Origin of the sequence: Kitasatospora sp. DSM 101779 (genome assembly GCF_025655475.1) — a bacterium.
Lineage (GTDB): Bacteria > Actinomycetota > Actinomycetes > Streptomycetales > Streptomycetaceae > Kitasatospora.
Genome location: NZ_JAHTIK010000001.1, coordinates 799,622 through 816,832, shown reverse-complemented (window position 1 = coordinate 816,832; position 17,211 = coordinate 799,622). Strand labels below are relative to the sequence as shown.

16 protein-coding genes and 2 pseudogenes are annotated in these 17,211 nt (G+C 74.4%); 8 read left to right on the top strand and 10 right to left on the bottom strand.

Going from position 1 to position 17,211, the window contains the following annotated elements; all coding sequences use genetic code 11:
- Positions 1 to 44: 44 nt before the first annotated feature.
- Complete coding sequence (locus tag KSNIM_RS03860; protein ID WP_263101791.1) at positions 45 to 467, top strand: hypothetical protein; 423 nt, start codon at positions 45 to 47, stop codon at positions 465 to 467.
- Positions 468 to 531: 64 nt separating this feature from the next.
- Positions 532 to 1,368, top strand: coding sequence for a hypothetical protein (locus KSNIM_RS03855; RefSeq protein ID WP_263101790.1), 837 nt, complete (start codon positions 532 to 534; stop codon positions 1,366 to 1,368).
- 116 nt (positions 1,369 to 1,484) lie between these two features.
- Here the strand turns inward: KSNIM_RS03855 and KSNIM_RS03850 are convergent, their stop codons facing one another.
- A complete protein-coding gene (locus KSNIM_RS03850) occupies positions 1,485 to 2,423 on the bottom strand; it encodes an RNA polymerase sigma-70 factor (protein ID WP_263101789.1) in 939 nt (312 codons plus the stop codon).
- A gap of 172 nt (positions 2,424 to 2,595) precedes the next feature.
- Between KSNIM_RS03850 and KSNIM_RS03845 the strand changes: the two genes are divergently transcribed.
- Entirely contained in the window at positions 2,596 to 3,081 is a 486-nt protein-coding gene (locus tag KSNIM_RS03845) for a carboxymuconolactone decarboxylase family protein (protein ID WP_263101788.1), read from the top strand.
- Positions 3,082 to 3,124: 43 nt separating this feature from the next.
- Here KSNIM_RS03845 and KSNIM_RS03840 read toward each other — a convergent pair whose 3' ends face one another.
- The 4 genes from KSNIM_RS03840 to KSNIM_RS03825 all read right to left on the bottom strand — a co-directional run bounded on the left by KSNIM_RS03840 (position 3,125) and on the right by KSNIM_RS03825 (position 5,276).
- Complete coding sequence (locus KSNIM_RS03840) at positions 3,125 to 3,433, bottom strand: hypothetical protein (protein WP_263101787.1); 309 nt, start codon at positions 3,431 to 3,433, stop codon at positions 3,125 to 3,127.
- Between the two features lie 509 nt (positions 3,434 to 3,942).
- On the bottom strand, positions 3,943 to 4,326 hold the full coding sequence (locus tag KSNIM_RS03835) for a VOC family protein (protein ID WP_263101786.1): 384 nt from the start codon (positions 4,324 to 4,326) through the stop codon (positions 3,943 to 3,945).
- Positions 4,327 to 4,390: 64 nt separating this feature from the next.
- Positions 4,391 to 4,897 (bottom strand): DinB family protein, encoded by a 507-nt coding sequence (locus KSNIM_RS03830; RefSeq protein WP_263101785.1) that lies wholly within the window; start codon positions 4,895 to 4,897, stop codon positions 4,391 to 4,393.
- A 172-nt stretch (positions 4,898 to 5,069) separates the two neighbouring features.
- Complete coding sequence (locus tag KSNIM_RS03825) at positions 5,070 to 5,276, bottom strand: hypothetical protein (protein WP_263101784.1); 207 nt, start codon at positions 5,274 to 5,276, stop codon at positions 5,070 to 5,072.
- A gap of 273 nt (positions 5,277 to 5,549) precedes the next feature.
- On the opposite strand from KSNIM_RS03825, the gene KSNIM_RS03820 reads away from it, so the two are divergent.
- Together KSNIM_RS03820 and KSNIM_RS03815 are read left to right on the top strand one after the other, a co-directional pair.
- A complete protein-coding gene (locus KSNIM_RS03820) occupies positions 5,550 to 6,593 on the top strand; it encodes a magnesium and cobalt transport protein CorA (protein WP_263101783.1) in 1,044 nt (347 codons plus the stop codon).
- A gap of 85 nt (positions 6,594 to 6,678) precedes the next feature.
- Positions 6,679 to 7,833 carry a glutamate--cysteine ligase gene (locus tag KSNIM_RS03815; RefSeq protein ID WP_263101782.1) on the top strand — a complete coding sequence of 385 codons (1,155 nt, stop codon included), beginning with the start codon at positions 6,679 to 6,681 and terminating at the stop codon, positions 7,831 to 7,833.
- A gap of 79 nt (positions 7,834 to 7,912) precedes the next feature.
- Here the strand turns inward: KSNIM_RS03815 and KSNIM_RS03810 are convergent, their stop codons facing one another.
- Entirely contained in the window at positions 7,913 to 9,316 is a 1,404-nt protein-coding gene (locus tag KSNIM_RS03810; RefSeq protein WP_263101781.1) for a PLP-dependent aminotransferase family protein, read from the bottom strand.
- On the opposite strand from KSNIM_RS03810, the gene KSNIM_RS03805 reads away from it, so the two are divergent.
- Complete coding sequence (locus KSNIM_RS03805) at positions 9,315 to 10,553, top strand: aminotransferase class V-fold PLP-dependent enzyme (RefSeq protein WP_263101780.1); 1,239 nt, start codon at positions 9,315 to 9,317, stop codon at positions 10,551 to 10,553. The two genes, KSNIM_RS03810 and KSNIM_RS03805, sit on opposite strands and share 2 nt — an antisense overlap.
- Positions 10,550 to 11,854 (top strand): MFS transporter, encoded by a 1,305-nt coding sequence (locus KSNIM_RS03800; protein WP_263101779.1) that lies wholly within the window; start codon positions 10,550 to 10,552, stop codon positions 11,852 to 11,854. Before KSNIM_RS03805 ends, KSNIM_RS03800 begins: the two co-directional genes overlap by 4 nt.
- Before the next feature lie 451 nt (positions 11,855 to 12,305).
- On the opposite strand, the gene KSNIM_RS03795 is transcribed toward KSNIM_RS03800, so the two are convergent.
- The 3 genes and pseudogenes from KSNIM_RS03795 to KSNIM_RS03785 form a co-directional block, all read right to left on the bottom strand.
- On the bottom strand, positions 12,306 to 13,118 hold the full coding sequence (locus KSNIM_RS03795) for a family 1 encapsulin nanocompartment shell protein (protein ID WP_263101778.1): 813 nt from the start codon (positions 13,116 to 13,118) through the stop codon (positions 12,306 to 12,308).
- 69 nt (positions 13,119 to 13,187) lie between these two features.
- Positions 13,188 to 14,165, bottom strand: coding sequence for a Dyp-type peroxidase (locus tag KSNIM_RS03790; RefSeq protein ID WP_263107821.1), 978 nt, complete (start codon positions 14,163 to 14,165; stop codon positions 13,188 to 13,190).
- 32 nt (positions 14,166 to 14,197) lie between these two features.
- Positions 14,198 to 14,413 (bottom strand): annotated as a pseudogene (locus tag KSNIM_RS03785) (hypothetical protein); the annotation flags it as partial.
- Positions 14,414 to 14,624: 211 nt separating this feature from the next.
- Between KSNIM_RS03785 and KSNIM_RS03780 the strand changes: the two are divergent.
- Positions 14,625 to 16,997 (top strand): FdhF/YdeP family oxidoreductase, encoded by a 2,373-nt coding sequence (locus KSNIM_RS03780; RefSeq protein ID WP_263101777.1) that lies wholly within the window; start codon positions 14,625 to 14,627, stop codon positions 16,995 to 16,997.
- A gap of 16 nt (positions 16,998 to 17,013) precedes the next feature.
- Here the strand turns inward: KSNIM_RS03780 and KSNIM_RS03775 are convergent.
- Positions 17,014 to 17,211, bottom strand: a pseudogene (locus KSNIM_RS03775) (hypothetical protein); the annotation flags it as partial.

The following is a 17,211-nucleotide window of genomic DNA, read 5'->3' as shown; positions in this document are numbered from 1 at the left end:
CATGCGTTCGGCGATGTGACCCGGACCCTGGCCGGCGCGGCGCGGTGCGGGCGGAGTCGGAGAGCCGGATCGCCCGCGAGCGGGGGTCCGCCCGGGAGGCACTGGTCCGGCTGGAGTCCGCCCGGACGGCCACCAGCGAGCAGGCCACCCGCCGGGCGGCCGAACTCGGGCCGGAGAGACGCCCGTTGGTCGACACCCGGGCCGCTGTTGTGGAACAGCTCGGTGCCCGGCTGGCCGACCTGCTCGAACTGCGCCGGGTGGCCGGCGAGTACGGCACCGACCCGGCCGCCCGGCTGGGCCTCCCCGCCGGCACGCCCCGCCCCGAACTGCCCCGCCGAGCCGTCGCCCGGCTGGCACACTGGTCAGCGCTGACCGCAGACCCTGCCTTCGGCGGCCCCGACCGGCGTGCCTGCCAGGTGCTGCGCCGCAGCCACGAACGCCTGGTCGGCGAACTCGCACCGTCCTGACCGGCACGGCCGGGCGCAACCGATGCTGTCCGGCCGTACGTCGGTAACCGGAGGAGGGACGCGCATGGATTGGGAACTGGTCGTCAAACACAAGGAGTTGGTGTCGATCGGCCTCGACGGCGGTCGGTCGTCGCTGCGGGTCGTGCCGCCGGCGCCGGGGTGGTCGGCACGCGACCTCGTGCTGCGGCTGGTCATGCCGCCGGCCCGTCCGGTCGTGCGGGTGCGGCGGAGGTACGACGCTGCCGACGGCACGAGGACGCACGTGGAGCTCGCGCCCACCGTCCGGAGCGGGCGGCAGTGCACGCTGGAGTATCCGGTGGACACCGCGGCCGGCGAGGACGCCGCACGGTTCGAGCTGGACTGGGAGGCCCGGCGCTCGGCCGACGGACAGGAGACGGCGGGGGACGAGCAGTTGCTGACCCGGATCCACCTCGTCGCGCCCCTTCCGGACGGCGGCGACCGCCTGCTGGCCGCCGCCCTGCTGCGGCTCATCTGGTGCGATCCGCGGGACCGGGAGTCCGTGAACCTCCTGCTGCTGCAGGCGGCGGCCGACGAGTCCCTGGCCGGGCCCGTCCGCACCGCACTCGCCGAGCTGGCCGAGGCCGACCGGGCGGCGGTCCCGGCCTGTTCGTACTGCATCCTGCGGTGGGAGCTGCGACTGCTCCACGCGGCCGACCGGGCACGCGATGCCGTCCGCGGCTGCAGCCGCCTCGCCGGGCTGCCGGAGCTGCTCGACACCACGACCGACGGCCGCACCTTCAGCCGGCCCTGCGGCTGCTGGCGGCAGAACCCCGGACGGGCCGGACTCGCCCCGGAGATCCCGGAGGACGAGCTGCGCCGCGACCTGGCCGCCGCCCGCGCCCGTCACGCGGCCCGCCGCACGGCGCCGCCGACCCTCTGACCCGCCGCATCCTCCCCCGCCGGACCGGGGCACGCCCTCGACCGCGAGGCGCCGGCGACCGAACCGGGCGACCCGGGCGACCCGGGCACCTTCGGGGACTGACCCGGGCCGGCCGCTCAGCGGCGCAGTTCGGTCTCCCGCTCCATCCGGGACAGCTTCTCGGGATTGCGCACGGCGTAGAGCCCGGTGATCAGGCCGTCCTCGAAGCGCAGGGCCAGCACGGTGTCGAGCTCGCCGTCGAGCTGCAGTACCAGCGCCGGCCAGCCGTTGACCTGGGTCGGCTGCAGCGACCGGTCCGTGGTGAGCCGGCCGAAGCCGGCGGCCAGCAGCCGGGCCACCTTGTCCGCCCCCACGACCGGCCGCAGCACGGCCTGCTTGATCCCGCCGCCGTCCCCGAGCAGGACGACGTCCGGCGCCAGGACGTCGAGCAGGCCCTGCAGGTCGCCCGTCTCGGTCGCCCGCCGGAACGCGTCCAGCGCGTCCCGGGTCTCGGCCGGGGACACCGTCCCGCGCGGCCGCCGCGCCGCGACGTGCGCCCGCGCCCGGTGCGCGATCTGACGGACGGCCGCCGGGCTCTTGTCCACCGCCTCCGCGATCTCCCCGTACTCCAGGTCGAACACCTCGCGCAGCACGAACACCGCCCGCTCGGTCGGCGCGAGCGTCTCCAGCACCAGCAGCATCGCCATCGAGACGCTGTCGGCCAGCTCGACGTCCTCGGCCACGTCCGGCGCGGTGAGCAGCGGCTCCGGCAGCCAGGACCCCACGTAGGACTCCCTGCGGCGGCCGAGCGTCCGCAGGCGGCCGAGCGCCTGCCGGGTGGTGATCCGCACCAGGTAGGCGCGCCGGTCCCGCACCTCGGCGAGGTCGACGCCCGTCCACCGCAGCCAGGTCTCCTGCAGGACGTCCTCGGCGTCGACGGCCGAGCCGAGCATCTCGTACGCCACGGTGAAGAGCAGGTTGCGGTGGGCGACGAACGCCTCGGTGGCCGGGTCCGGCCCCGCCCCGCCGGCCCCGCCGTCCGAACCCGCCGTACGCCCGCTGCGCTCGTTCCCCACCGGCTGCTCCCGTCTGCTCGCTCCCGACGACGTCCCGCGCACAGGACGCCGCTCCCCGCCGCGCTGTGACAGCCGCGGACCGTGGCGTCCGTCACAGCGACGGCCCGTCACACGGCAGGGGCCGGCGGCATCTTGTGGTCGCCGGTGCACCACTACGAGTGAGGACGAAGTCATGGACGCCCGATTCAACCTGTTCGAGAACGAGCTCGCCGCCAAGTTCGCCAAGCGGTTCGCCAACGCCTCCCTGGTGATCCAGCAGTCGCCGCTGCCGCGGTCCACCCAGGAGCTGGTGTCCCTGCGGGCCAGCCAGATCAACGGCTGCGGCTGGTGCATCGACATGCACACCAAGGAGGCCGCGGCCGCCGGCGAGGACGCCGCCCGGCTGCACCTGGTCGCCGCCTGGCGCGAGTCCACCGTGTTCACCGACGCCGAGCGGGCCGCGCTCGCGCTCGCCGAGGAGGGCACCCGGCTCGCCGACGCCCACCAGGGCGTGTCCGACGAGACCTGGGCCCTGGTGCGCAAGCACTACGACGACGACCGGATCGCCGCGCTGGTCTCCCTGGTGGCCCTGATCAACGCGGCCAACCGGCTCGCCGTGATCGTGCACCAGAAGGGCGGCTCCTACGAGCCCGGCATGTTCGCCGCCGCCCTCGGCTGAGCACCGCCCGACCGGCCCCGCGCCCGACCGGCCCGGGGCCGGCTCACTCCTCCGGGACGAGGCCCGCGTTCACCGCCCGCCGCCGCAGCCGCCGGTGCCATTCGTTCGTGTCCTGGCCCGGCTCGGCCGTCAGAACGGGAGTGGGCGCGGACTCGACGAGGTGCAGCAGGGTCCATGCGACGCCGTAGCAGTCGTCCGGACCGAAGCACTGCGCCAGCCGCGCCGCCTCCTCGGCGGTGACCGGGCGCGTGATCGCCTCCAGCTGCCGCACCCGCCGGTCGATCTCGTCCTCGTGAGCGTCCTCGTCGGGCAGCGGGCCGTCGGCGACGAACGCCGCCACTTCGGGTCTCATGGCCGCATGATCGCCCTCCGGCGCCGCCGACGGCGAACCCGTTCGGCCCACGCGGCCCGGCATCTCCGGGATGCTCCCGCCGGACGGCCCGCACCGGTGCCGGGCCGGACGGTGTGAAGTACATGGTGCTGTTGTACGCCGGACCCGGCGGCGACCGCGGCGATGACCGCCGACGAGCGGGCCGAGGTGTTCGCCCGGCACGAGGCGCTCCACCGGGACCCGGCGGACTCCGGCGAACTGCTCAACGGTGCCGGGCCGGCCTGCCCCGCGGACACCACCACGCTCCGGATGGACGGCGTGGACGGTGGCGCGGCCGCGTCGGACGGGCCGCTCCCCGCCGCGGCGGAACAGCTGACCGCCTCCTACGTGCTCGACAGCGCGAGCCCGGCGCGGGCCCGCGAGGTCGCCGGACGGGTGGTCGACTTCCACGTCGTGGCGCTCGAAGTGCGGCCCGTCCACGACTCGTGCGGCAGGGGCGTGGCCGACGGCACCGGCCGATCCGATGCCGGTCAGACGGGCTCGATCCGGGTGCGCAGCAGGCAGAACTCGTTGCCCTCCGGGTCGGCCAGCACGTACCAGCTCTCGGTGCCGGTCTGGCCGACGTCGGTGTGCCGGGCGCCGAGGGCGAGCAGCCGCGCCAGTTCGGCCTCCTGGTCGCGGTCGGTGGCGCTGACGTCGATGTGCAGGCGGAGCTTCGCCGGCCGCGGGTCGGTCGTGGGGCCGATGACGAGGGTGGGCTGCGGGCCGCCGAAGCCGGTGCCGGGCGGCCCGATCTCGATGCTTCCGTCGTCCTCCCGGCCGAGTTCGACGTAGCCGAGCACCTCGCTCCAGAAGGCGGCGAGCAGGCCGGGATCGGCCGCGTCGAGGACCAGCTCACTGATGCGGCATGCCATGCCCGTCAGTGTACGTCGACGACCCGGGACCCCGGCCCGACCGCGGTGTGTCGGCGACGGACCGTCAGGCTCCGGTGGTGCCGTCGACGAGTTCACGGATGACGTCGAGGTGTCCGTTGTGCCGGGCGGTCTCCTCGATCATGTGCAGCAGGATCCACCGCAGGTCGACCTGGCCGCCGTCGCCGCGGGTCCGCTTCGCCACCGTGTCGAGGGAGTTGGCCGCGACCAGCTCACGGTGCCGGGCGCACGCGGCCTCGTACTCGGCGAGCAGCTCGTCGAGCGGGCGGTCGACGGCGATCCGCATCTCCCGGTCGGGGTCCTCGTCCGTCCAGGGGCCGCGGTCCTCCTCGCCGAGGAACATGACCTCGAACCACCAGTGCTCGACCCACCGGAGATGGTTGATCAGGCCGGCGAGGGTCATCAGGGGCGAGCCGGGCAGCGGAGCGCGGCGGGCGTTCTCGGCGCTGACTCCCTCGCACTTGGCGTGCGCGGTGGCGCGGGCGTAGTCGAGGAAGGTGGTGAGCTGGGTGCGCTCGTCCAGGGCCGCGGGTACATCGGTTCGTGTTGTCATCGACTGGATGATCTTCCATGCGGAGCCCGGCTGTCCAGCGGTTTCGGATGGATCCCGCTCCCTTGCGGGCGACCTGACGCAGCGTCCGGGGCCGGCGGGCGCGGCCGCGGAAGGCGGGTGTCGCGGAAAGCGGGTGCTGCGGCGTCCGTGCGCACCGACAGCATCCGACCGCTCACCGCCGAAACCCGCTTCCGGAGCGGATCCACATGCCCGTTCCCGCACCGCAGCTCCCGTCCGGCGCGTCCGCGGTGGGGCCGTTCTGCCGCTGCCGCTGCTGCCGCTGCCGCTGCTGCGGCTCGGTGCCGGCCGTGCAGGCCACCGTCCGCGGCCACCAGGGATTCCTGGTGGTGACTTCGCGGACGTCGGCGACTGCGTCCATAGCAGCGGCACCGACGAGCGGCCGGACCTCGGCGTGGTCGACTGCTCCGGCTCGGACGACGAGTTCCGGATCGTCGCGCACCGGGGCTGCCGGTCTCCCGCCGGCGCGGGACCGGCAGCCGGGCTGCCCCGGTGCGGCCCCGGTGCGGCCGCGGGCTCGCTGAGCGGGCCGCGGCGAGTCGGAGGAACATCGGTTGCCGGGAGGCGTGTACGGCGCGCCATGCCGCATCCGGGCGACAGAGGGCGCAGTCGGCCGGACGCGAGGAGAACGGTCATGATCGTGGACTGCGCGCACTACCGCGACGGACGCCGGCAGCACGAGGGCGCGATGTCGGTGGAACAGGCCGCCGCCCATGCCAGAAAGGGCGGATTCGTCTGGCTCGGCGTCTTCGAACCCGGGCCGGAGGAGCTGGCCGGCGTCCGGGAGACCTTCGGACTGCACGAACTGGCCGTCGAGGACGCCCAGGCCTTCCACCTGCGGCCGAAGGCCGAGCAGTACGAGGACGGCACCGAGCTGATCATCCTCCGCACCGCGCGGTACGACGACGAGCGCGAGGAGATCGACACCGGCGAGATCAGCATCTTCCTCGCCGAACACTTCGTGATCACCGTCCGCCAGGGCATCGCCAGCGAACTGGCCGGCGCCCGCAGCCGCCTCGAACGCCGCCCGGACCTGCTGCGGACGGGCAGCGCCGCGACCCTGTGGGCCATCCTCGACCAGGTCGTCGACGGCTACGCCCCGGTCGTCGCGGAACTCGACCGCGACATCGAGCAGATCGAGGCCACCGTCTTCTCCGGCGCGGTCGCGCCGACCGAGCGGATCTACTTCCTGCGGCGCGAGGCCACCGATTTCTACCGCGCCGTCCACCCGCTGCTCGCCGTGCTCGCCCGGCGCCTGCAGCCGGGTCGGGCACCGGCCGAACTGCTGCCGTTCTTCCGCGACGTGCACGACCACCTCCTGCTGGTGAACGAGGAGGTCGCGGCCCAGCGCGACCTGCTGGCCACCGTCCTGGAGGCCAACATCGCGGTGATCTCCGTCGAGCAGAACACCATCACCCTGCGCCAGAGCGCCACCATGGAACGACTCACCGTCATCGCCACGGTCTTCCTGCCGCTCTCCTTCGTCGTCGGCTTCTTCGGGCAGAACTTCGCCTGGCTGGTCAGGCACATCGACAGCCTCACGGCCTTCCTCGTGCTCACCCTCGGCGGACTGCTGCTGCCCTGCCTGCTGCTCTACGTCTGGCTGCACCGTCGCCGCCGCAGGCCCGCGGCCCCCGTCCCCGGCGGCAGCGGCCTCTCCCGCGAGGACAGGCCGTAGTCGGACGGCTCCGGGCGCGCCCGGCGGACCCCCCCGGAAAGCCCGCCCGGATGTGCTGACGCGGCGGACGTGGTAGCCCGGAGTCATGGGCGCTGGCACCGACACGGCAGGCGGGGGCGGACCGCTGCGCGATCCGCGGGTCTTCCCGACGGTCGGGGTCGAGGAGGAGTACCTGCTGCTCGATCCCGAGAGCGGACTGCCGCTGCCGCGGGTCGACGCGGTGCGGCAGATCGCCGGACTGCACCCCGCGGTGCACCACGACGAACTGCAGAACGAGCTGCTGCAGGCCCAGGTGGAGGTGGCCACCCCGGTCTGCGAGGGCCTGGGCGAGGTCGGCGGCCACCTGCTCCGCCTGCGCCACGCGCTGGCGGCTGCGGCGGAGTCGGCCGGCTGCCGGCTGGCGGCCTGCGGCACCGCCCCGTACGCGCCCGAGACACCCCCGGAGATCGTGGACGCCCCGCGCTACCACTCGATCCGGAGCGTCGTCTCGCGGCTGGCCGACGAGGCGATGATCAACGGCATGCACGTGCACGTGGCCGTCCCCGACCCGGAGACCGGGGTCCAGGTGCTCAACCGCCTGCGGCCCTGGCTGCCGGTGCTGACCGCGCTCTCGGCCAACTCGCCGCTCTGGTACGGCACCGACACCGGCTACGCGAGCTGGCGGACGGTGGTCTTCGGCCGCTGGCCGATCAGTGGCATCCCGCCGCGCTTCGCCGACGCGCAGGACTACGAGCGGAGGATCGACCACCTCCTGGAGGCCCGGCTGATCCGCGACCGCGGCCAGCTGTACTGGCAGGCCCGGCTGTCGGCCAAGTTCCCGACCATGGAGCTGCGCGCGATGGATGTCCAGCTGCGCGCCGACGAGGCGGTGATGCTCGCCGGGCTGGTCCGGGCGCTGGCCGTCACGGCGATGCGGGACGCGGCCGAAGGAGTCCCCCCGGACGGGCGGACGCCGGAGAGCCTGGAGGGCGCGGCCTGGCACGCCGCCCGGTACGGCATGGACGGCACCCTGCACGACCCGGCGACCGGGCTGTCCCGGCCCGCCGGCAAGGTCGCCGCCGACATGCTGGAACACCTCCGCCGGGCGCTGGAGGAGCTCGGTGACACTCGCGCGGTGGCCCCGCTGGTCGGCCGGCTGCTGCGGGAGGGCAACGGCGCCGAACGGCAGCGCCGCCACCTCGCCGAGCACGGCAGGGCCGGACTGATCGCGATGATCGCGGCGGAGAGCGCCGCGTCCTGAGACCGGCCGCGTTCGACGACCGGGCCGGTCGGGCAGGACCGGCCCCGCGGCCGGGTCGCGGAGGACCGGCCCCGCGACGTCAGGCCCCGCTGCGGGCGGCCGCGGCGAGTCGGCGCACGGCCTCGGCGAGGTCGGCGGGCTCCGCGGCGGCGGCGAAGGCGAGCCGCACGTGGGCGGCGGTCGGTTCGGCGGGGAAGAACCGGTGACCGGGGTCGACGGCGACGCCGTGCGCGCGGGCCGCGTCGGCGAGGGCGGACTCGGTCGGGCCGGGCGGCAGCCGCAGCCACAGGTGGAGGCCGCCCTCCGGGGTCGGGGCCGGTGTCCAGTCCGGGAGTTCGCGGGCGACGGCGTGGGCGAGCACGGCGCAGCGCTGCCGCAGTGCGGTACCGAGTCCGCGCAGGTGGCGGTCCCAGGCGGGGGTGGAGAGCAGTTCGACGGCGGCCTCCTGGAGCGGCCGGGCGAGGAAGAAGTCGTCGGCCCGGCGCAGGCTCAGCAGCCGCCGTACGACCGGTCCGCGGGCGGTGATCGCGCCGATCCGCAGGCTGGGCGAGGCGGGCTTGCTGAGCGAGGTGAGGTGGACGACGGTGCCGTCGCGGTCGTCGGCCGCCAGCGGGCGGGGGACGGCGCGGCCGTGGCCGAGGTGGCGTGCGAAGTCGTCCTCGATCAGGAAGGCGCCCGCGGCCCGCGCCACGTCGACGACCTGGCGGCGCCGTTCGGGGGCGAGGACGACGCCGGTGGGGTTGTGGAAGGTCGGCTGGCAGTAGAGCAGCCGGGCGCCGGTCATCGCGAAGGCGTCGGCGAGCAGGTCGGGGCGCAGGCCGCGGTCGTCCATCGGGACGGGCACCGGGCGCAGTCCGGCGGCACGTGCGGCGGCCAGCGCGCCGGGGTAGGTCGGCGACTCGACGAGCAGGGGCGCGCCGGGCGCGGCGACGGCCCGGAAGAGCATGGACAGGGCGCTCTGGCCCCCGGCGGTGACGAGAACGTCCTCGGGCCCGTGGTCGCCGCCGGTCTGGCGGGCGAACAGGGCACGCAGGGTGGCGAGGCCGGCGGCGGGCGCGCGGTGCCAGGCGTCCGGGCGGCGGGCGGCGCGGGCGAGGGCCGCGCCGAGGATCCGGCCGGGCTGCAGGCTCTCGTGCAGGTAGCCGCCGGAGAGCGGAACGGTGCCGGGCGGGAGCTCCGGCAGGGCCGTCTCCTCCTCGGCGGCGTCGATCCGGCGGTCCGCCAGTACGACGGACTGCCAGGAGGTGTCCGGGGCCGCGGAGCCCGCGGTCCGGCGCGCCGTCACGTAGGTGCCGCTGCCGGGCCGGGTGACGACGACGCCCTCGGCCGCGAGCTGGGCGACGGCACGGGAGACCGTGACCGGCCCGACGCCGTGACGGGCGATCAGATCCCTGCTGCTGGGCAGGCGGTCGCCCGGAGCCAGGGCGGCGATCTCGGTACGGAGGATCGCCAGCAGGGCCTCAGTACTGCTACCGTCATTCATGACGACACAGAATAGCGCTTTCGCCATCGGCCCGGAACCGCTCCTCGACATCGCCGCCCTGCGGGCCGACACCCCCGGCTGCGCCTCCGTGGTCCACTTCAACAACGCCGGCTGCGGACTGACGCCCCGTCCGGTGCTGCGCACGGTGGTCGAACACCTGGAGCTGGAGGCCGCCACCGGCGGCTACGAGGCCGCCGCCGCCCGCACCGCCGAGATCGCCGACTTCTACGCGGCCACCGCCGGCCTGCTCAACACCCGCCCCGGCAACATCGCCTTCGCCGCCAGCGCCACCCACGCCTACACCAAGGCGCTCTCCTCGTTCGACTTCCGACCGGGCGACACCGTCCTCACCACCCGGAACGACTTCGTCTCCAACCAGATCGCCTTCCTCTCGCTGCGCCGCCGGCACGGCGTCCGGATCGTGCACGCCCCCGACCGCCCCGACGGCAGCGGCGTCGACGTCGAGGCGATGGCCGCCCTGATGCGCGCCCACCGCCCCAGGCTGGTCGCCGCCACCCACGTGCCCACCAACTCCGGCCTGGTCCAGCCGGTCGCCGAGATCGGCCGGCACTGCCGGGAACTGGGCCTGCTCTACCTCGTGGACGCCTGCCAGTCGGTCGGCCAGTACCGGATCGACGTCGAGGAGATCGGCTGCGACCTGCTCACCGCCACCTGCCGCAAGTTCCTGCGCGGGCCCCGCGGTTCAGGCTTCCTCTACGTCTCCGACCGCGTCCTGCAGGCCGGCGGCGAGCCGCTGTACATCGACATGCACGGCGCCCGCTGGGTCGCCCCCGGCCACTACCGGCCCGTCCCCACCGCCGCCCGCTTCGAGGAGTGGGAGTTCCCCTACGCCACCGTCCTCGGCTGCGCAGCCGCCGTCCGCTACGCGCTGGCGGTCGGCCAGGACGCGGTGGCCCGACGCACCCCCGCGCTCGCCGCCCTGCTGCGCGAGCGGCTCGCCGGCGTGCCCGGTGTCCGCACCCTCGACCGCGGGCCGGCGCCCGCCGCGCTGGTGACCGTCGCCGTCGAGGGCTGGGAGCCGCATCCGTTCAAGGCGGCCCTGGACCGCCGAGGCATCAACTCGGCGCTGAGCTTCCGGGAGTTCGCCCAGTTCGACTTCCGCGACAAGGAGGTCGAGTGGTGCCTGCGGCTGTCGCCGCACTACTACAACACCGAGGACGAGGTCGCCGAGGTGGCCGGGGCGGTCGCCGAACTCGCCGCGGAGGGCCTGCGATGACCGCCCTCTCGCCCTCATCCGGCAGCGCGGCCCCGGTGCAGGCGACCCGCGCTACCCCGCCGAGCCTGTGGCACAACCGCGACTTCGTCCGGTTCTGGCTCGGCGAGACGGTCTCCCTGCTCGGCACCCAGGTCACCGCGCTCGCCCTGCCGCTCACCGCCATCGACGCCTTCGGCGCCACCGACGAGCAGGTCGGCCTGCTGCGCTTCCTGCAACTCGTCCCCTACCTCGGCCTCGCGCTGGTGATCGGCGTCTGGGCGGACCGGGCCCGGCGCCGCCCCGTGATGCTCGGCGCCAACCTGGTCCGCCTGGTGCTGCTCGCCCTCGTGCCGCTGCTGTACTGGTGGCACGCGCTCGACCTGACGGTGCTGATGGTGATCGCCTGCGCCGTGGGCACCGCCTCGGTGGTGTTCGACGTCAGCTGGATGTCCTACGTGCCGCTGCTGGTGCGGGACCGCAGGCAGTACGTGGCGGCGAGCGCGCGGATGAGCGCCTCCTCCTCCGCCGCGGACGTGGCCGGGCCGGGCCTCGCGGGCGTGCTGGTCTCCGCCGTCGGCGCGCCCGCCGCGCTGGTCGTCGACGCATGCTCGTACGCGGTCTCCGTCGTTTCGCTGCTGCTGATCCGCACCCCCGAACCGCGCCCCGAGCGGCCCGCCGAACGGCACCTGCTCCGCGAACTCCGGGACGGCCTTGGCTTCGTGCTGCGCAACGGGGTGCTGCGGGCGCTCGCCCTGATCGGGTTCTGCTGCAACTTCTCCATGGTCACGGTGTGGACGATGTTCCTGCTGTACGGCAGCCACGACCTGCGGCTGTCCTCCACCGCACTGGGCGGCGTCTTCGCCACCGCCTCGGCCGGCGGCCTGCTCGGCGCCGTCCTCTCGCGCCGGGTGATCGAGCGCTTCCCGCTCGGCCGCGTCTACCTGGTCGCCCAGTCGGCGCTGCTGCTCGGCCCCGTGCTCATCCCGTGCGCCACCGGGCCGCGCCCGGTCATGACGGCGATGTTCGTGCTCTCCTTCCTCACCACCTACCTCGGGCTCGGCATCGCCGGAGTGATCATCGTCAGCCTCCGCCAGGCCGTCACCCCGCAGCCGATGATGGGCCGGATGACCGCGGCCTTCCGCACCCTGCTCTTCGGCGGCGGCGCACTCGGCGGCCTCGGCGCGGGCCTGCTGGCCGGACACCTCGGCGCGCGCGCCGCCCTGGCCGTCGCCGCGGCCGGCTCCGCCGTCGTCGTCCTCGCGCTCCCGGCCTCCCCGGTCGTCCGGCTGCGCAGCCTCCCGGCGGCCCCTGCCGAACACTGACACCACGGGCACGGGTCTGCTCCGGCCGGGGGCGGGGCAGACCCGGAGGCATCGGTGCTCCGGCGGTCGATCGTGGTCCGGACGGTCGGGCCGGCGTCGACTGCGCCCGGGCGGAGGTCACGTGCTCGAACGGGACCGCGGCACCACGCCGATCGGGCGGCATTCAGTCGGTGCCGGATCCGGTCTTCCAGGCGGGGCGGAGCTGCTGCTCGGCATCGCCGGGTCGACGAAGGCCCCCGGTGGGCCGGTTCCCGGGCCGACCGGCCGGTCCGGGACGAACGCGCTGATGGGATGCCGGATCGGACCCGACGGTCACCACCGTCCGCGCCGCGGGGCGACCGCCGCGGCACCGACCGCGCCCTGGCCGCTTCTGCGAACTCCTGCGGCATCGAACCGGGGCGGACGACCGCGCGGTGACCGCAGGCCGCAGCCCGGCCCGTGCACCGCCGGGCTATCGGGCCGCGGGGGCGGGGTTGATCGGGACGACCGCCTCCTCGGTGTGGACGAGGAAGGTCAGCGACTCCTGGAAGTAGAGCTCGACGGTGTCGGTGTCGTGCGCGAGGTAGCCGATGGACAGGTCCTGGCCGAGCCGGAGCGTGAAGTCGCCGCCGCGGGTGGAGATCAGGAAGGCGCCGTCGATGGCGGGGGCCCAGATGATCTCGCCGTCGAGGAGGCGGCGCAGGTGCTCGTGGATCGGGTAGCCGTGGTCGGAGGTCTCGCTGACGGCGGTGAAGGCGTCCGCGCTCAGGGCGAGCGTGTAGGCGCCGCCGACGCCGGCCAGCCGGAGTTCGCCGATCGCCTGGCTGATCACGGTCGGGTAGTCGCGCGGGTCGGCGGGCAGGGTCAGCGCCTCGTTGGCGGAGCAGGCCCGCAGACCCGCGATGCCGGCCGCCGGGTAGCCCTCGAACACGGCGCGGTCCTCGGCGAAGGCGATCCGCCGGGCGGCCTCCTTCACCGGACCCCAGTCCGCGTCCTCGGCACCCCGGGCGACGTCGTCCACCTGCGACCGGTCCACGGTGAACGGCACCCGCAGCTCCACCAGCGACTGCGCCTGCCGCAGCCGGGCCCGCACCCCGGGGTCGGGCGAGCGGATCTCGTCCAGCCGGCCGGTGTTGACCGCGGCCAGCTCCGTGCCGCCGGCCTCCGGGACGTCCACGATGCGGCGGGCGGCCACGTGCCGGGTGAAGGTGCGCCGGGCCTCCTGCTCCAGGTCGGCCCAGGCCGCGGCCGAGACGGGCGCGAGTTCGCGGTGCAGGTTGTCCATGCCGGGTCTCCTGTCGCCTGCGTCGGTGCCGGCAGCACTGCTCCGGCGCCGACCGTGCGGTCGGTGCTGTCAGCGGTTCCTGAGGTCGCCGATGCCGAGCGACCCCCGTTCGCCGGCACCGGAGTCCTCCTCGGCCCCCAGGTCCTCCAGCAGGTCGGCGGAGGGCACGAAGAACAGCGTGCCGGTGACGGCCGTGGAGAAGTCGAGGATGCGGTCGTGGCTCACCGGCCCGTCGCCGAGGAACATGTGGCGGAGCATCTCCTCGGTGACCTCCGGCGTCCGCGCGTACCCGATGAAGTACGTGCCGAACTCGCCGCCGCCGGGGCTGCCGAAGGGCATGTTGTCGCGCAGGATCTGCCGTTCCCCGCCGTCGGGGCCGGTGATCGTGTTGAGGTCGACGTGCGAGCCGGGGGAGTCGATCTCGACGTTGGTGAGCTTGCGGCGGCCGACGATCCGCTCCTGCTGCTCGACCGGCAGGCGGTTCCAGGCGTCGAGGTCGTGCAGGTACTTCTGCACGATCACGTAGGAGCCGCCGGCGAAGTCCGGGTCCTCCGCGCCGATCAGCACGGCCTCGGCCGCCGCCCGGCCGACGGGGTTCTCGGTGCCGTCGACGAAGCCGAGCAGGTCGCGCTGGTCCAGGTACGTGAAGCCGGTGACCTCGTCCGCCACCGCGACGGCCCCGCGCAGCCGCGCCATGATCTCCGAGCCGAGCGAGAAGCAGAGGTCCTGCCGGGCGGCCCGGATGTGCAGGAGCAGGTCGCCCGGGGTGGCCGGGGCCCGGTGGCGGACACCGCGCAGCTCCCGGAAGGGGTGCAGCCCGGCCGGGCGCGGGCCCTCCACCAGGCGGTCCCAGCAGGCCGAGCCGATCCCGGCGACGACGCTGAGCCGCCCGTCGGGGTGCCCGAAGCCGACGCTGCGCCGCAGGCCCGCCAGGTCGGCCAGCAGCTCGCGCACCACGGGCTCGCCGCCGGGGTCGACGGTGAGTACGAGGAACAGCGATGCGGTGGTCAGCGGGCCGAGCACCGGCTGCGGGGTGGGCGCCTCCATGTCCCCGGTCACGTCCAAGGTCCTCCCGTCCCTTCCCTGTCCAGGTCCTTGCTGCCGTCCCCGGTCGCGCGCTGCGAGGCGCGGGCGATCAGCGCCCGGGAGGACGCCGTGAGCAGCCGCCCGATCGGTACGCGCTGCACCGCGGGCGGTGAGGACGCCGCGGACATGCCGAAGAAGCGGTTGAGCAGGTCGGAGAAGGGATCCGCGGACCCGAAGGAGCCGAAACCCTCCACGGGGGGCAAACCCATGGAAATCACTCGCTTCATCTCACAATGGACACAACTCCTGCCACCCTAACGGGACCCCGCCGGACCGGCCGGACGACGGCCGCAGGCCCGCGCCCCGGCGCCGCGGGCGGACCCCGCCCCCCGGGCATAGCCTGGGCAGCGGGCGTCGGCCCGCGCCCGCAGAGGCCCCGGCGCCGGACGCCAGGGGGTCCGACGCCGAAGGGTGAGTGCCGTGAACGCCTCCGACCGCAACGACGACGCACCGCTCGCGACGGACACCGGCACCACCGAGGGTGCCGCCGGGGCAAACGGCCACCGCGCCGGGAACGGGTCCGGTCCGACCCCCGGGAACCGGCCGGAGTTCCGGCCCTACCACCACCCGGCAGCCGGCTGGGGCGCCGCGAAGAGCGTGAGCCGGGTCCTCGTCCGCGAAGGCGCCCTCGTCGACGGCCCGCGCGCGATCCTGCGGATGAACCACGAGAACACCGGCTTCGACTGCCCCGGCTGCGCCTGGCCCGACGACACCAAGGGCCTGCACCTGGACATCTGCGAGAACGGCATCAAGCACGTCACCTGGGAGATGACCCGCAAGCGCGCCGGCAAGGAGTTCTTCGCCACCCACACCGTCACCGAACTCATGGAGTGGTCCGACTTCGCCCTCGAGAACGAGGGCCGCCTGACCGGGCCGCTGGTCTACGACGCCGCCACCGACCACTACGTGCCGATCAGTTGGAAGGACGCCTTCGCACTCGTCGGCCGCACCCTGCGCGAACTGGACAGCCCCGACCGGGCCGCCTACTACACCTCCGGCCGGCTGGGCAACGAGGCCACCTTCCTCTACCAGCTGATGGCCCGTGAGCTCGGCACGAACAACCTCCCCGACTGTTCCAACATGTGCCACGAGGCGAGCGGACGCGCCATGGAGGCGTCGCTCGGCACCGGCAAGGGCACCGTCGACCTCAAGGACTGGGAGACCACCGACGCCCTGTTCATCATCGGCGTCAACGCCGCCTCCAACGCGCCCCGAATGCTCACCGCCCTCGCCGAGGCGCACCGCCGCGGCGCCCGGATCGTGCACATCAACCCCCTGGTCGAGGCCGCCGCCACCCGCACCATCGTCCCGCACGACTTCGTCGACATGGCGCTGTTCCACCCCACCGCGACCACCACCCTCAACCTGCAGCCGCGGATCGGCGGCGACATGGCCCTGCTGCGCGGCATCGCGAAGGCGATCCTCGAACTGTCCGGCTCCGACCCCAAGGCACTCGACCGGGAGTTCGTCGACCGCCACACCAGCGGCTTCGAGGAGTACCGCGCCCGGTGCGAGGCCACCTCCTGGGAGGAGATCGAGCAGCAGTCCGGCGTCCCGCGCGCCGGAATCCTGGCAGCCGCCCGGATCTACCGCGACGCCGACCGCTCCATCGTCAGCTGGTGCCTCGGCGTCACCCAGCACGAGCACGGCGTCGACACCGTCCGCGAGATCGTCAACCTCCTGCTGCTGCGCGGCAACGTCGGCCGCGAGGGCGCCGGCCCCTCACCCGTGCGCGGCCACAGCAACGTCCAGGGCAACCGCACCTGCGGCATCGACCACCGCCCCGCCGAGGAGTTCCTCGACCGGCTCGCCGAGGTGTGCGGCATCGACCCGCCGCGCGCCCACGGCCTGGACACCGTCGGCACCGTCGAGGCCATGCACCGCGGCGACGTCAAGGTCTTCGTCGGCATGGGCGGCAACTTCGCCCTGGCCGCCCCCGACACCCCGTACACCCACGAGGCGCTGCGCCGCACGGAACTGACCGTGCAGGTCAGCACCAAGCTCAACCGCAGCCACCTGGTGCACGGCCGGCAGGCCCTGATCCTGCCCTGCCTCGGCCGCACCGAGAGGGACCACCAGCGGGCCGGAGTGCAGAGCACCTCCGTCGAGGACTCGATGAGCATGGTCCACCTGTCCGTCGGCATGAAGCGGCCCGCCTCGCCCCACCTGCTCTCCGAACCCGCGATCATCGCCGGCATCGCCCGAGCCGCCCTCCCCGACAGCGCCACCCCGTGGGAGTGGTACGTCGAGGACTACGACCGCATCCGCGACACCATGGCCAAGGTCCTCGACGGCTTCGAGGACTTCAACCGCCGCGTCCGGCTGCCGCTCGGCTTCCGGATCAAGCAGCCCGCCCGCGAGCTGGTCTTCCTCACCCCGTCCGGCCGAGCCGAGTTCTCCGCCGCGCCGCTGCCCGACGTCGTCCCCGCCCCCGGCACCCTGGCGCTCGGCACCATGCGCTCGCACGACCAGTGGAACACCACCATCTACTCCGACGACGACCGCTACCGCGGCATCAAGAACCTGCGCACCCTGGTCTTCATGAACGCCGACGACATGCGCGAGCGCGGCCTCGGCGAGTTCGACCCGGTCGACATCACCAGCACCGCCCGCGACGGCTCCACCCGCTCGCTGCACGGCTACCTCGCCGTCCCCTACGACATCCCGCGCGGCTGCGCCGCGGGCTACATGCCCGAGATGAACGTGCTCTGCGCGCTCGGCGACCACAGCACGCAGAGCGATCAGCCGATCATGAAGCACCTCAAGGTCACCGTCGAGCGCTCGGCGGCCTGAACCGCGGCGCGCCCCCTCACCGGCCGTGCGCCAGCCGGCCCGACAGCACGTACCCGCGCTGCTCCGCCGCGGCCGGCACCGCCGGACCGATCCCGGCCGGCCACAAGTCGCCGGCCGCGGCGTCGTCGGCCTTCCGCAGCTCCACCACGGCTGCCGCCAGCCGGGCCGGCACCTCCTCCGGCGGCGGGCCGGCGTCCGGCGCCGGCGCGCGCTC